The 13,693-nt window shown below is 64.2% G+C and carries 16 protein-coding genes; 4 read left to right on the forward strand and 12 right to left on the reverse strand.

Annotated features, from left to right (window positions below):
- The 12 genes from C515_RS24050 to fdxA form a co-directional block, all read right to left on the reverse strand.
- The gene (locus C515_RS24050) at positions 1-141 is read right to left on the reverse strand and encodes a hypothetical protein (protein WP_158380820.1); all 141 of its coding nucleotides are present in this window, start codon (positions 139-141) and stop codon (positions 1-3) included.
- Between the two features lie 90 nt (positions 142-231).
- Entirely contained in the window at positions 232-963 is a 732-nt protein-coding gene (locus C515_RS0112735) for an ABC transporter ATP-binding protein (protein WP_245575034.1), read from the reverse strand.
- On the reverse strand, positions 956-2,197 hold the full coding sequence (locus C515_RS0112740; RefSeq protein WP_028455855.1) for an ABC transporter permease: 1,242 nt from the start codon (positions 2,195-2,197) through the stop codon (positions 956-958). The genes C515_RS0112735 and C515_RS0112740 overlap by 8 nt, the downstream gene beginning before the upstream one ends.
- A gap of 8 nt (positions 2,198-2,205) precedes the next feature.
- Positions 2,206-3,426 carry an efflux RND transporter periplasmic adaptor subunit gene (locus C515_RS20915; protein WP_043649438.1) on the reverse strand — a complete coding sequence of 407 codons (1,221 nt, stop codon included), beginning with the start codon at positions 3,424-3,426 and terminating at the stop codon, positions 2,206-2,208.
- A 231-nt stretch (positions 3,427-3,657) separates the two neighbouring features.
- On the reverse strand, positions 3,658-4,758 hold the full coding sequence (gene amrS, locus C515_RS0112750) for an AmmeMemoRadiSam system radical SAM enzyme (RefSeq protein ID WP_051304907.1): 1,101 nt from the start codon (positions 4,756-4,758) through the stop codon (positions 3,658-3,660).
- Positions 4,737-5,300: an AmmeMemoRadiSam system protein A gene (gene amrA, locus C515_RS23590; RefSeq protein ID WP_028455857.1), complete on the reverse strand. Its 564-nt coding sequence runs from the start codon at positions 5,298-5,300 to the stop codon at positions 4,737-4,739. Before amrA ends, amrS begins: the two co-directional genes overlap by 22 nt.
- Complete coding sequence (amrB, locus tag C515_RS23595; protein ID WP_028455858.1) at positions 5,284-6,093, reverse strand: AmmeMemoRadiSam system protein B; 810 nt, start codon at positions 6,091-6,093, stop codon at positions 5,284-5,286. Before amrB ends, amrA begins: the two co-directional genes overlap by 17 nt.
- Before the next feature lie 286 nt (positions 6,094-6,379).
- The gene (gene rplI, locus C515_RS0112765; protein WP_028455859.1) at positions 6,380-6,829 is read right to left on the reverse strand and encodes a 50S ribosomal protein L9; all 450 of its coding nucleotides are present in this window, start codon (positions 6,827-6,829) and stop codon (positions 6,380-6,382) included.
- Positions 6,830-6,849: 20 nt separating this feature from the next.
- The gene (rpsR, locus tag C515_RS0112770) at positions 6,850-7,080 is read right to left on the reverse strand and encodes a 30S ribosomal protein S18 (protein ID WP_028451097.1); all 231 of its coding nucleotides are present in this window, start codon (positions 7,078-7,080) and stop codon (positions 6,850-6,852) included.
- Positions 7,067-7,390 carry a primosomal replication protein N gene (priB, locus tag C515_RS0112775; protein WP_144290455.1) on the reverse strand — a complete coding sequence of 108 codons (324 nt, stop codon included), beginning with the start codon at positions 7,388-7,390 and terminating at the stop codon, positions 7,067-7,069. Before priB ends, rpsR begins: the two co-directional genes overlap by 14 nt.
- Before the next feature lie 13 nt (positions 7,391-7,403).
- The gene (rpsF, locus tag C515_RS0112780) at positions 7,404-7,766 is read right to left on the reverse strand and encodes a 30S ribosomal protein S6 (RefSeq protein ID WP_028455861.1); all 363 of its coding nucleotides are present in this window, start codon (positions 7,764-7,766) and stop codon (positions 7,404-7,406) included.
- Positions 7,767-7,905: 139 nt separating this feature from the next.
- Positions 7,906-8,229 carry a ferredoxin FdxA gene (gene fdxA / locus C515_RS0112785; protein ID WP_028455862.1) on the reverse strand — a complete coding sequence of 108 codons (324 nt, stop codon included), beginning with the start codon at positions 8,227-8,229 and terminating at the stop codon, positions 7,906-7,908.
- A 173-nt stretch (positions 8,230-8,402) separates the two neighbouring features.
- Here fdxA and gluQRS point away from each other — a divergent pair, with 173 nt between their 5' ends.
- From gluQRS to truA, 4 genes are all read left to right on the forward strand, one after another.
- Positions 8,403-9,374, forward strand: a complete 972-nt coding sequence (gluQRS, locus tag C515_RS20920; protein WP_051304909.1) for a tRNA glutamyl-Q(34) synthetase GluQRS — start codon at positions 8,403-8,405, stop codon at positions 9,372-9,374.
- A 221-nt stretch (positions 9,375-9,595) separates the two neighbouring features.
- Positions 9,596-12,232: a motility hub landmark protein FimV gene (locus tag C515_RS0112795; RefSeq protein WP_028455863.1), complete on the forward strand. Its 2,637-nt coding sequence runs from the start codon at positions 9,596-9,598 to the stop codon at positions 12,230-12,232.
- A 9-nt stretch (positions 12,233-12,241) separates the two neighbouring features.
- A complete protein-coding gene (locus C515_RS20925; RefSeq protein ID WP_051304910.1) occupies positions 12,242-12,868 on the forward strand; it encodes a CbiQ family ECF transporter T component in 627 nt (208 codons plus the stop codon).
- Entirely contained in the window at positions 12,868-13,653 is a 786-nt protein-coding gene (gene truA / locus C515_RS0112805) for a tRNA pseudouridine(38-40) synthase TruA (protein WP_028455864.1), read from the forward strand. The genes C515_RS20925 and truA overlap by 1 nt, the downstream gene beginning before the upstream one ends.
- The last annotated feature ends 40 nt before the right edge of the window (positions 13,654-13,693 follow it).

A 13,693-nucleotide genomic window follows, 5' to 3' on the forward strand; every position in this document is an offset into this window, starting at 1 on the left:
CTATGTTACAAAAGCAAAAAGCTCCTGACGGAGCTTTTTGCTTAACTGAGCGGCATTGCCGCGCTGCGGGCCCTTTTTGTTTTGTTCGCCAGGTATGTGCATGTAGCCCATCACGGAAAAGGGCTGGGCTGAAATACCCATGGCTGTACAATCCAGACGCCTCACGCCTCACGCCTCACGCCTCACGCCTCACGCCTCACGCCTCACGCCTCACGCCTCATGCCTCACTCCTCACTCCTCAATCACCCGCCCATCGATGACATGGATGGTGCGCGGGCAGCGTGCGGCCAGCGTCGGGTTGTGGGTGACGAAAAGCACCGTGGTGCCATGCTCGCGGTTGACGTCCTGCAAGAGGGCAAAGACATCGTCCGCGCTTTTGGTGTCCAGATTGCCGGTGGGTTCGTCGGCCAGCACCAGCGCCGGGTTCATCGCCAGCGCGCGTGCAATCGCCACGCGCTGCTGCTGGCCACCGCTGAGCTTGCCGGCCGGCTGGTTCTGCCACTGGCTCAGACCCACGCTGGCGATCAGCGCGCTGGCGCGCTGCTGCATGGCGGCATCCGGAAAGCCGGCCGCGCCCAGCATGGGCATCATGACATTTTCCAGCACGCTGAACGCCGTGATCAGGTGGTGATACTGAAAGACGAAGCCGATGTGGTGGCCGCGCAGGCGCGTCAGCGCATGATCGTCCAGCCCGGTGGTTTCGGTGTCGAACAGGCGCAGGCTGCCTGCGGTTGGTCGGTCCAGCAGGCCGACGAGATTGAGTAGCGTGCTCTTGCCCGAGCCGGATGGCCCCATGACGGCGCAGAATTCACCGGGTTGCAGGCTGAGATCAATGCCGTGCAGTACCTCGGTTTCGATGGCCGTGCCGGTGTGGTAGGCCTTGCGCACGCCGCTGAGTTGCACCACCGGGCCCGTGCCGACGGCCATCTTGTTCGTGCCGGCTGGTGCGGGAAATTCAGCCACGGATGGCCTCCACGGGATTGAGACGCGCGGCGCGCAGCGCCGGTGCAAAGGCGGCGATCAGGCCGGTCAGTGTGGCCAGCAGCAGGGCGCTGAGGAAGAGCTTGGGATCGAAGACCAGCGGAAACAGCGGCGTGCCGTCGGCATTGCGCGCATAACGCTGCCACAGGATCAGCGCCAGTGCGCCGATGCCGCAGCCGGCCAGCGAGCCGCCGAAGCCGAGCAGCCCCCCTTGCAGCAGGAAGACCCGCAGGATCTGGCCCTGCGAGATGCCCATGGCGCGCAGGATGCCGATTTCGCGTGATTTCTGCACCACGGCCACCACCAGTACGCTGGCAATGCCGAAGGCGACCGACAGGCCGACAAAAAAGCGGATGGCGGTGTTGGCCGTGGTCTGGGCGCTGATGGCGGTGAAGAACTGGGCGCTGGTCTTGATCCAGCTTTGCGCATCCACGCCGGTGGTGGCGGTGATGCGCTGCGCGATGGTTTCGGCCGCGTACACGTCGCGTACGGTGACATCGAGGCTGGTCACCCCGCCGGGCAGGCCCAGCAGGCTTTGCGCGGTATGCAGGGCGACAAAGGTGCTGCGCTCGTTGGCGCCGCGATTGCCGAGGTCGAAGATGCCGATGATGGTCAGCGTGGCGGCCGCACCGTTTGCCGTAGCCAGATGCAGCTTGTCGCCGACGCTGACCCCCAGATCGCTGGCCAGCTCGGCGCCGACGAGGATGTCGGTGGCCGCCAGCCGCGCGTGCCCGCGCAGCAGCTTGTCCTCAAGGTTGACGATGCGGTAGTACTGCGCGGGCAGGATGCCCGCCAGCGAGACCGAGCGGCTGGCGCTGCCGCGCGTGACCAGCGCCGAGCCGGCGGCGGCGGGCGAAACCACCAGCACCTGCGGCATGGCGCGGATCTGCGCGGCGACGGCCTGCCACTGGTCGATGGATTTCACGCGCTGGCGCGGCGCCTGCACGATGGCATCCACGACAACCGTGCCCGGCGCGCTGGCGGCCTGGCGCAAGGGGCGGCTGACATCCTGCGGCGGCAGCAACTGGATGTGCGCCTGCGCCGAGAGCACGCGGCGGATGAAATTGGATTGCATGCCGGCCAGTACCGCCGACATGAAGACGATGACACCCACGCCGATGGCCACGCCGCTGAGAATGAAGAGCGTCTGCAGGCGACCCTCGCGCAGAAAGCGCAAGGCGACGATCCATTCGAACGGAGTCCAGGGCTTGAGCATGGCGGCGGCTACCTGAGCGGGCGCACGCGCTGGCCGGGGCTGGCCGCCTGCGCATCGGCCAGCACGACATCGCCTGCGGCCAGCCCGTCCAGCACTTCGGCGTGTGCGCTGCCGATCAGTCCCAGTCTGACGGCCCGCCGCTGTGCGCGCCCGGCCTCGATGCGCAAGACCCAGTGCCCGCCGTCCGCCGCGTCGGCAAGATGGACAGCGGCGAGCGGCAGCAGCAGGGCATTGCTGCGGCGCGCGACCTCGATGTCCACCGAGACGGTCATGTCCTGGCGCAGCGTGGCCGGCGGTTGCGGCACGTCGAGCCGCACTTCGACCGCGCCGGTCTGCCGGTTGACCGCCGGGTTGATGCGGCCCAGTACGGCGGCAAAGCGCTCCTGTGGATAGGCATCGGCCGAGGCCTGCGCCGGCTGGCCTTCGCGCAGCAGGCGCAGGTTCTTTTCGTCGATGTCGACGACCAGTTGCGTCTTGCCGGTAGGCGACAGCGTTAACAGGGTCTTGCCGGCCTGCACCACATCGCCGGCTTCGACCCTGCGGCTGAGGATGGTGCCGGCAAGGGGGGCGCGCAGCAGGGTGTAGTCCAGTCGCGCCTGCGCGGCCATGCGGGCCGCCTCGGCCACGGCGAGCGCCGCGCTGGCTTGCGCCAGCTCGCTGCCATTGGCCTGCAGGCCATCGAGTTGCTGGCGGGCAGACTGGTACTGGGCCTCGGCCAGCGCCACGGCCTTGTCGGCATTTTCCAGCGCGGCGGCGCTGATGAAGCCCTGCCGGTGCAGGTCCTGGTTGCGGCGCTGCACCGAGCGGGCGTTGTCGAGATTGGTGAGCGCCTGGCGCAGGGTCTGGGTTGCGACCGGCGCCTGCACCTCGCGCAGTTGCCGCAAGCGTGCGCTGGCCTGGGCGACGGCCATCGTGGCCTGCTGCAGGTTGGCGCGCGCCTCGCGATTGTCGAGTTCCAGCAGGATGGCGCCGGCGCTGACCGTTTCGCCTTCACCGACGGCCACCCGTGCGACGGTTGCGGTGATCTGGGCACCGATGTCGACGCGGTGCGGGGTTTCGACATGGCCGCTGGCCACCACCGACTGGATCAGCTCGCCGCGCACCACGGCCACGGTGGCAAGCTCCGGCCCGCGCCACCAGTTCAGCGCCTGGACAAGGGCAAGGGCAAGGACGGGAAGGGTGATTAGCAGGCGCCAGCGGTGGCGTTGCAGCAGGGCGAGGGCAGTCATGGAGTGGCCGGGTGTTTCCTGTTGTTGTCAGTGTAGGCCCGTGCCGGTGCAATTGCCCGTTCGTGATGATTGGGGTGGTGGGTATCTGGCCAAAGGTCTTTATCGTGATTGCCTGTATGGCAATACAATAGCATGTATGGCAGGCGGAGGCTGATAAGGCGCTGTGAACAGGCCGGGGTGTGCCCGCCGCTTGCTCTGCGACCCGTGAGCGGCGTGTTGAGGCAGTGAGCCTCAGGCGCCAAGCAGGTGCAGCGGAATGCGCCGGTTGCCAAACGAGCCCTGGTAGCGGCCAAAGCGGCCGGCCAGCGGCTGGCCGCAGTCGAGGCAGGTGCCAGTCTCGTTCAGCCGGTAACGGAGGATGCGATAGCCATCGCGCTCGATCAGCACGGCATGGCAGGCCGGGCAGAAGGTCGTGCCGCCTTCCGCGGTGTGGACATTGCCGGTGTAGACATGGCGCAGGCCGGCATCCAGCCCGAGCTGCCGGGCGCGATTCAGCGTGGCGGCCGGGGTTGCGTGCCGGTCGGTGAGCTTGTAGTCGGGATGAAAGGCCGTGAAATGCAGTGGCACCGCGTCGCCCAGTTCCGCATGCACCCAGCGACACAGCGCGGCGATCTCCGCGTCGCTGTCGTTGGTGTCCGGAATCAGCAGGGTGGTGATTTCCAGCCAGCAATCCGTTTCGTGCTGCACATACAGCAGCGTATCGAGCACGGGCGCCAGCTTCGCGCCGCAGTACTGGCGATAAAAGTCCTCGGTGAAGCCCTTGAGGTCGATGTTTGCCGCATCCATCGCCGCGTAGAACAGCTGGCGCGGCGCCGGCTTGATGTAGCCGGCCGTCACGGCGACGGTGAAAATACCTTGTGCATGGCAGGCATCGGCGACATCCAGCGCGTACTCGGCAAAAATCACCGGGTCGTTGTAGGTAAAGGCTACGCTGCGGCAGCCCAGTTCGGCGGCGAGCTGCGCCAGCCGTTCGGGCATGGCGCTGGCCTGCATGGCGTCGAGTTCGCGCGAGTGCGAGATGTCCCAGTTCTGGCAGAACTTGCAGGCCAGATTGCAGCCGGCGGTGCCAAAGGACAGCACGCTGGAGCCGGGGTGAAAATGATTGAGCGGCTTTTTCTCGATGGGGTCGACACAGAAGCCCGACGAGCGCCCCCAGCTGGTCAGCATGATTGCATCGCCGTGACGTTCGCGGATCAGGCAGGCGCCGTGCTGGCCGTCGCGCAGCTTGCAGTCGCGCGGGCACAGGTCACATTGCAGGCGGCCGTCCGGCAGGGCGTGAAACCAGGCCTGGCCGGCCTGCTGGCCGCGCGTCAGTGCGGTTTTTCCAGCCATTTCTGCACCGTATAGCGCTCAAAGCGCAGGTCTTCGGTGGCGCAATCGGGGGGGAGTCCGGCCTTCATCTTCAGATGGGCCAGAAATTCGGCCGCTTCGGGCAACTGGTGCCAGACCTGGGGCAGAAAGGTGGCCTGCTGTGCGCCATGGTGCAGGATCAGTCCGTCCGTGTGTGGCCGCAGCTGGCTCAGCAGATCGGCTTCGTCGCGAAAAGGCAGGGGCTCGGCTGGGCTCAGCACCGAGACTTCGATGCGCGTCAGCGGCAATTCGCTGGGCAGCAATGCCGGAAAGCGCGGGTCGCGGGTGGCCGAGGCAATCGCATTGCCGCGCACATCCTCGCCTAGCCGGCGCCAGGCCGCCAGTGAGCCGATGCAACCGCGCAACTGGCCGTTCTGGGTGAGGGTGACAAAAGTAGCCGCAGGTATATCCAGAAAGCTCTCGCCGGGAAAGGGTTCCATGGCCATACCTTCAAGATGCTGGCGTATGCTGCGGCGGGCGATGCCCAGCAGCAGCTGGCCTTGCTGTTCAGTGAGTGCGGGCATGCTCCTCCTCCTCGCAAAATGCCACGGCAGCATAGCCGACCACGCGATCATGCGGGCCGGCGGTGTCGCCGGAATTGCGGTAATCCAGCAGCCGGGCCGTGAGGCCGCGCCGCTGCGCGCACAGCTGCAGCCCCATCAGCGGCGTGGCGCCGCAGGCGTGCCGGTGATCCAGGGTGAAGTTGCCAGCGACGATGTGCCTCAGTGTGGCGAGATCGTGTTCGCGCGCGCAGGCCTGGCTTTCATAGTGCGAGAGGTCGCTGCTGACCAGGATCAGCGTTTCCGGGCCGCCCCACACGGCATCCAGCAGCGTGGCCACGCGCTCCGGCGTGCAATCGCCGATCAGCAGGGGAACGAGGCGGAAGCCCGGCAGGATGGCCTGCAGAAACGGCAGCTGCACTTCCAGGGCATGCTCGAAGGCATGAGCCTGTTCGTTGCGCATCACGCCCAGCGCCTGCAGGGCCTTGCAGGCTTCGCTGTCGAGCTGCACGGACCCCAGCGGCGTTTGCATCGCGTCTGCCTGTGGCAGCGCTGTATCCGCCAGTGCGTAGCGGTGGCTTGGCCCCAGCAGGATCACCCGGCGGATGCCGCTAGCATAGGGCTGCAGGGCGTGATAGGCCACGGCAGCCACGCAGGCCGAGTACTGGAAGCCGGCGTGCGGCACGATCAGTGCCTTGGGCGCCTGGGGCAGGCTGAGGGAGCTGCGCGCGAGTTCCCGCGCGACGGTTTCGCGCAGTTCCACGGCATCCAGCGGGTAGAAGAGGCCGGCGACGGCCGGGGGGCGGACGGTGCTCATGACGGCGTTCATCGGCATTTGCTAATGACACAGTCTAGGCACCGGCCAAGCCGGGCCGCCAAGCGCAACGCTATCGTGGCGCGCTGAACGGTGGGTGGCTGGATTGGCAGTGCCGGGCGGCTTGCTGGTGTAAGGATTTTATAGGGTATCAGGCTGCAGCCATTGCTGATAATTGGCTCCGGCAGCATGGGTAATGCCGTATGAGCGAGGCGCCGGAATGAGGTGCCAGCGACGGGCAAGAAAAAAGGGGCCGAAGCCCCTTTTCCAATGCGCGATGGCAGAAAGCTTATTGCTCGCCGACGATCACGATCTTGACGTTCACAACCACGTCGTGGTGCAGCGCCAGGGCAACTTCGAACTCGCCGATGGTCTTCAGCGGGCCTTCCGGCAGACGGACTTCGGTCTTCTTGACTTCGGTGCCGGCAGCAGTGATCGCGTCAGCGATGTCCTGGGTGCCTACGGAGCCGAACAGACGGCCATCCACGCCAGCCTTCTGGGCCAGGGTGAAGGAAGCATCAGCCAGCTTTTCGCCGCGAGCCTGGGCAGCAGCCAGGATTTCAGCCTGGCGGGCTTCCAGTTCGGCACGGCGGGCGTTGAACTCGGCCAGGTTGGCATCGTTCGCGCGCTTGGCCTTGCCTTGCGGGATCAGGAAGTTGCGAGCGTAACCGTCCTTGACCTTGACGACATCACCCAGTTGACCCAGGTTGGCTACTTTTTCGAGCAGAATGATTTGCATGATCTGGTTCCTTGTCCGTCTTAGTGCTGGTCGGTGTACGGCAGCAGGGCCAGGAAGCGGGCCAGCTTGATCGCGGACGACAGCTGACGTTGATACTTCGCCTTGGTACCAGTGATGCGGGCCGGGATGATCTTGCCGTTTTCGGCAATGAAGTCCTTCAGCAGGGCTACATCCTTGTAGTCCACTTCCTTGATGCCTTCGGCGGTGAAGCGGCAATATTTCTTCCGCTTGAACAGATTACGTTGGGACATGGTCTTTCCTTGATTCAGAAAATTCGTATTCGTCGATATGCAAAACCAGCTGATCCGGCTGGCGCAGATTCTTGGCGGCGATGAAGCCCTTGCAGCGCAAGGTGCCCGGTGCCGGTAGTCTCGCAAAGCGCAGGGCTTGCGGGCCAATCACCACATAGTTCACCACACAGCGCACCTTGCGGGTCATCCCCGCTTCGTGCTGCTCCGACTCATGTTCCAGCTCGCCTTCGACAATAGGGATGCCGGCGGGGGTCTGGCGCAGTGTCGGGGCCTTGTTCAGCAAACCTTCAAACAGGATCCGGTTTCGCAAGGCGGGCCTGGAATCAGGCAGCCTGCTCTTCGCTGGCAGCGGTCAGCGACTTGGACTTCTCTTCCTTCATCATCGGAGAAGCTTCGGTCACGGCCACGTCCTTCTTCAGGGTCAGGTGACGCAGAACGGCGTCATTGAACTTGAAGGCGTGTTCGAGCTCGTCCAGGGTTTCCTGGCCGATTTCAACGTTCATCAGCACGTAGTGTGCCTTGTGGATTTTCTGGATCGGGTAAGCCAGTTGACGACGACCCCAGTCTTCCAGACGGTGGATCGCGCCGTTGCCGGCAGTGATCAGGCTCTTGTAACGCTCGATCATGGCGGGCACTTGCTCGCTCTGATCGGGGTGTACGATGAATACAATTTCATAATGTCGCATGAGAACTCCTTGTGGTTTGACACAGCCTGCCGATTGCGACGTCGGTCAGGCAAGGCGGAAAACCAGCGATTATAGCGGCTTGATGCCGTTTGGCTCAAGCCTTATTCTTGCTGGCTTATGGAACTGGGTTGCCGGGGGCTCAGCGTTCGATGAGCCCGGCCTTGCCGCTGACGCCGGCCCATTCGGCATGATCGGCCGGTGGGTCCTTGCGGGCGATGATGGGCGGCCACTGCGGTGCAAGCTCGGCATTGATGGCAATGTATTGCCGGAAGGCTTCCGGCACCTCATCGGCCGGAAAAATCGCCGCGACCGGGCATTCGGGCACGCACAGCGAACAGTCGATGCACTCTTCGGGGTCGATGACGAGAAAATTCGGCCCTTCCCGGAAGCAGTCAACCGGACAGACTGCCACGCAGTCGGTGTACTTGCAGCGCACACAGGCATCGGTAACGACAAAGGTCATGGCTAGCAGCCTCACGAAGTGAAAGAGATGATTATCGATTGGGTAGCCAGCTCAGTAATTCGTCATGCCGGCGTCCCACAGGGAATCCCCGTGGGACGCCGGCATGACGCACTGGACTTTGCTGAGGTGGCTACCCAATCAGGGAAAAATTAGGATTTGGAATCAGCTCGGCAATGACGGAATTCTATCGCAGTGCGGCGGCGGGCGCCCAGCCGCGCCAGGAGCCAGGCTATGTGGGGCGCTTTGCCCCCAGTCCGACCGGCGAGCTGCACATCGGCTCGCTGCTCGCCGCCACTGCCAGCTATCTGGATGCGCGCGCCTGCGGTGGGCGCTGGCTGCTGCGGCTGGAGGATCTCGATCCGCCCCGCGAAGTGCCCGGTGCTGCGCAGGCCATCATCGCGACCCTGCAGGCGTTCGGCTTTGCATGGGATGGCCCCATCGTCTGGCAGCATGAGCGGCATGCGGCCTATCGTGATGCGCTGGAGCAGTTGCGCGCGTCTGGGCTTGCCTATGCCTGCACCTGCAGTCGCAAGCAAATCCAGCAGGCCGGTTTGCGCGGTATCGACGGTTGGCGTTATCCGGGAACGTGCCGCCAGTCTGCCGGCGCGCCGGAATGCCAGCATGCGTGGCGGGTGAATGTCGGCGAGACACGGCTTGCTTTTCTTGACCGGGTGCAGCAGTTGCAAAGTCAGCATCTGGGCGAGGAGCTTGGGGATTTTGTACTCCTGCGCGCCGATGGCTGCTGGGCGTACCAGCTGGCGGTGGTGGTGGACGATGCCGCTGCCGGAGTGACCGATGTGGTAAGGGGCGCCGATCTGCTGGATTCAACGCTGCGGCAGATTTTTTTGCAGCAGGCGCTGGGCTTGCCCGTGCCGCGCTATCTGCACGTGCCGGTACTGGCCAATGCGGCCGGGGAAAAATTGAGCAAGCAGACACTGGCGAGGGCGCTGGATGCGGGCAGGGAGGTCGAATTGCTCGCTTTCGTGCTGCAGGCGCTCGGGCAGGAAGTGCCCCCGCAATGGCGTGACGCCGGGCTGCCGGAGCTCTGGTCCTGGGCTCGCGAGCACTGGACTGTCAGCAAGATACCACAGTGCCGCACGATTCCTGTGGAGTATGGCGAAGGCAGTGGCTATAAAATCCTTTAATCCAAATGTTTATCGAGGCTTGGCTTGCATTGCGCGGCATTTGCCGACGGCGGCAAGGCCTTCAAGCCATCGGTTTGCCCGTCCGACTTTGTGTGCTGGGCTGGTAGCCATGCGCGCTCTGGTTGCATCCGGCATGTCCGGGTGATACTTTTGCCGTTCAAAAAGATGCTGTAAGTGTAGGGGGAAGGGCTGTGCCGAAAACGCTTCGATTGAAAACTTGTGTGCTGGCTTTGTCGCTGGCGGCACTGCCCTTGCTGGCCAATGCGGCCGGTCTGGGGAGGATGAATGTGCTCTCCAGCCTTGGTGAGCCATTTCGCGGGCAGATTGAAATTGTCGGCGTGCAGCCCAGCGAGGCGGACTCCCTGCTGGTGAAGCTGGGCAGTCCCGAAGCTCACGAGTCGGCGCAACTTCCCTATCCCGGCAATATGGGGCTGCGCTTCAATGTCGAAAAACGCAAGAATGGCCGTTATGTCGTGCTGGTCAATTCGGCGCGTCCCATTTCCGAGCCCTTTCTCGACCTGATCGTCGAGCTGTACTGGGATGGCGGCAATGTGAAGCGCGAGTTCACCGCACTGATTGATCCCCCCAATTACCGCGCGCCTGCCGGCACTGTGGATGCCGAAGCTGGCACGATCACTTCGGATGTCCTGCCCGGGGTACGCAAGACCGGCAAGGTCAGACAGGGCAAGAAGGCGCGTCCCGCCGAGCAGTCCTCGGCACCGCAAGCCCAGGAGTCCGCAGCAGCCAAGCCGGAAGCTGGTGCCGATTCGTATGCGGTGAAGTCCGGTGATACGCTGTCCGGGATTGCCCGCCGGGTTCAGCCCGAGGGGGTGAGTCTCGATCAGGTGCTGCTTGCCCTGTATCGTGCCAATCCGCAGGCATTCGACGGCAACATGAACCGCCTGAAGCGCGGCAAGATCCTGCAGGTGCCATCTGCTGACGAGATCAAGTCGGTTTCGTCCGCCGAGGCGTCCCGCGAAGTGAAGGTGCAGACCGAAAACTGGCAGGCCTATCGTACCAAGCTCGCCGAATCTGCCGCGCGCACGCCGCCCGCCGAAACCAAGCAGGGCAGTGCGGCAGGCAAGATTACTCCCAAGATGGATGACAAGGGTGCTTCCGCCCCCGACAGCAGCAAGTCTACCCTCAAGCTCTCCAAGGCCGACAAGGGTGGCAAGGGTGATGCTGCTGCCAAGGCGCTGGAAGACGAAGCTGCCGCCCGCAAAAAGTCGCTCGAAGAGAGCAACAAGCGGGTCGGCGAGCTGCAAAAGAACGTCAAGGAGATGGAGCAGTACATCTCGGCGAAAAAAGCCAGCTCTGCCAGTGCATCCGCCTCGCCGGTGATGGCCGCGTCTGCTGTTGGTGTTGCGTCTGCCACGGTAGTGGCTTCCGCGGCCTCCGATGCGTCGGCGGCCGCGCTGGCAGGTGCTGCCTCCGAGGCAAGCGAAGTGGCCGCCACGCCGGTGCCCAAGCCGAAGCGTCGCCCGGTTCCTGTCCCGGAGCCGGTAGAAGAGCCGGGCCTGGTCGACATGCTGATGGAGAACATTGTCCCGCTGGGTGGTGGTCTGCTGGCCTTGCTGGCCGGCGCGGGCGCCTTCATCTTCATGCGTCGCCGTCAGCGTGCTCCGGTGTTCGAGGACAGCATCATCACCGGCAGCGACCTCAAGGCGAATACCGTGCTGGGCAGTACCGGCGGTGGTGTAATCAGCACTCAGCCTACCGAGAACTCCTTCCTGACCGATTTCAGTCGCCAGGGACTTGGCACCATCGATACCGACGAGGTCGATCCGATTGCCGAGGCTGACGTCTACATGGCTTATGGCCGCAATGCGCAGGCCGAAGAAATCCTGAAGGACGCGCTGAGCAAGGATCCGCAACGTGCCGAGATTCGCCTGAAGCTGCTGGAAATCTATGCCGCAGCCAAGGACAAGTCTGCCTTCGAGGCCATTGCCGCCGAGCTGCATGCCCAGACGCAGGGCAAGGGGCCGCTGTGGGAAGAAGCTGCCCGCATGGGGCGCGTGCTGGATGCCGATAATCCCCGCTATGCCGGCGCGGTCGCTGCAGTTGCCACGGGCGTTGCCGCAGCAGCTGCCACCGGTGTTGCAGCAGCGGTTGCTGGTGTCGACCTGGCGTCGCAGGACGTAAAGCCGGCCGAGCCGGCCGAGCTGGATTTTGAAATCGCAACCGAGCCGGCTGCCCCCGCGGTTGCCGAGGCAGATGCCTTTGCTGCGGCAAATGCGGCGGCTGATCTCGACTTCTCGCTGGATCTGGGGGCGCCGCAGGCTCAGTCCGTAGCCGAGCCGCTGGTGCAGCCTGCCGATGAAGTCATGGCGCTGGATCTCCCCATCGATCTGGAAAGCGGCGAGCCCGAGGCTGGTGCGCTTGAGCTGAACGCCTTGCCGGGTCTGGATGTTGCGGATGAATTCTCGGCGCTTGATCTTGCGCTTCCCGAGGCCGAGGCTGCCGCGGAAGAGCTGACCGCCAGCCTGCCTGAGCTGGGTGAGTCGCTGGATGACTTGCCCGAGCTGAGCGGCTTTGCCGAGGAGCCTGCGGCCGATCTGGGTCTGGATTTCGATTTCGACCTCAATGCGCCGGCTGAAGAGCTGCTGGCCGCGCCGGTCACTTCTGCGGCGGCGGAATCCGAGCTTGCTGATCTTAATCTGGATTTCGCGGCGGGTTCCGATCCGGCTACCGAGCTGGATCTCGCCTCCGATGATCCGGTGCAGACCAAGATCGATCTGGCCCGTGCCTACATTGACATGGGCGATGTCGAAGGCGCGCGTGAAATCCTGCAGGAGGCGCTGCAAGAAGGCAATGCCGAGCAGAAGTCGCTGGCGCAGTCGCTTCTGTCCGGTATCTGATCGCCCATCTTGCATCCGGCAGTACTCCTGACGCTCTGGCTCTGGCTGGCAATCCTGCTGGCCGGGCTGGAGCGTTTGCCGTTTTATGCGCTGGCTGTTGCGCTGCTGCTGCTGGTCCTGTGCGTCTGCCCACGGCGATTCGGCCTCGCCCTGCGCCGGATGCGCTGGCTCTTGCTGGCCGTTTTGCTGATTTACGGCTGGTCCACGCCGGGCTGGTATCTGTGGTCGGGCTGGCTCGCGCCGACGCGTGAAGGCTTGCATTACGGGCTGGTGCAGCTCTTGCGCCTTGTCGCCCTGGTCGGCAGTCTGCAGCTGCTGCTGCTCAGGCTGACGCGCGAGCAGCTGCATGGTGGCTTGCATGTACTGCTGCAGCCCTTGCGCCTGATCGGCGTCGCGCATGAGCGTCTGGTCGTGCGGCTGGCGCTCGCCATCCAGTACACCGATGACTTGCTGGAGCAGCAATTCGGCTTTGCCGAGTTGTTGCGGCAGTTGCACGCCGCAGAAATCGTCGAGCCGGATGCCGGGGTGTGCCTCCCGCTGTGTACAATGCAGGCCCGCGATCGCTGGCATCTGCTGGTGCTGGTGTTGCTGATTGCGGCAAGCCTCATTTTTCTGGGAAATCAGTCGTGGCCGTGATGCAGCGTTATGCCATCGGTGTGGAATATGACGGACGTGCCTTCAATGGCTGGCAGATTCAGCCGGATCGCCCCACGGTGCAGGAAGCGCTCGAGCGGGCGGTCGCCAGGATGGCGGGTCATCCCCTGCGGGTGCATGCTGCCGGCCGCACCGATGCCGGTGTGCATGCCACCGGCCAGGTCTGTCACTTTGATTCGGATGCCAAAAGACCGTTGAATGCCTGGGTGAGGGGGGTGAACAGCTTCCTGCCCGAAGGCGTTGCCGTGACCTGGTCGCGCGCTGTGCCCGAGCACTTCCATGCCCGTTTTGTCGCCACGGCGCGGCATTATCGCTATCTGGTGCTGAATCATCCGGTGCGCCCGGCCCTGCTGGCGGGAAGGATAGGCTGGGCACATCAGGAGCTCGATGTGCCGGCCATGCGCGCGGCGGCCGAGCTGCTGCTGGGTGAGCATGATTTTTCCAGCTTTCGCGCTGCCGAATGCCAGGCGCCCAGCCCCGTCAAGCTGATGCGGGCGATCCGCATTCGGCAGGATGGCCAGCTGCTGTGCTTTGATTTTTCCGCCAGCGCCTTCCTGCACCATATGGTGCGCAACATCATGGGCGCCTTGCTGCACATCGGCAAGGGCAACCAGCCGGCCGAGTGGATGAGCGAATTGCTCTCCTGGCAGGATCGCAGCCTGGCGCCGCCGACATTCATGCCGGACGGACTCTACCTTTCCGGTGTAAGCTATCCGCCTGAATTCGAGCTGCCCAGCGAGCCGGCGCCACGCTATGGATTGCTGTAGCTGAGTGACAGGGTATATTGCTGAAAGCCTTCGGCTCAAT

The organism is Chitinilyticum litopenaei DSM 21440 (genome assembly GCF_000428145.1).
In the GTDB taxonomy this organism is placed as follows: domain Bacteria; phylum Pseudomonadota; class Gammaproteobacteria; order Burkholderiales; family Chitinibacteraceae; genus Chitinilyticum; species Chitinilyticum litopenaei.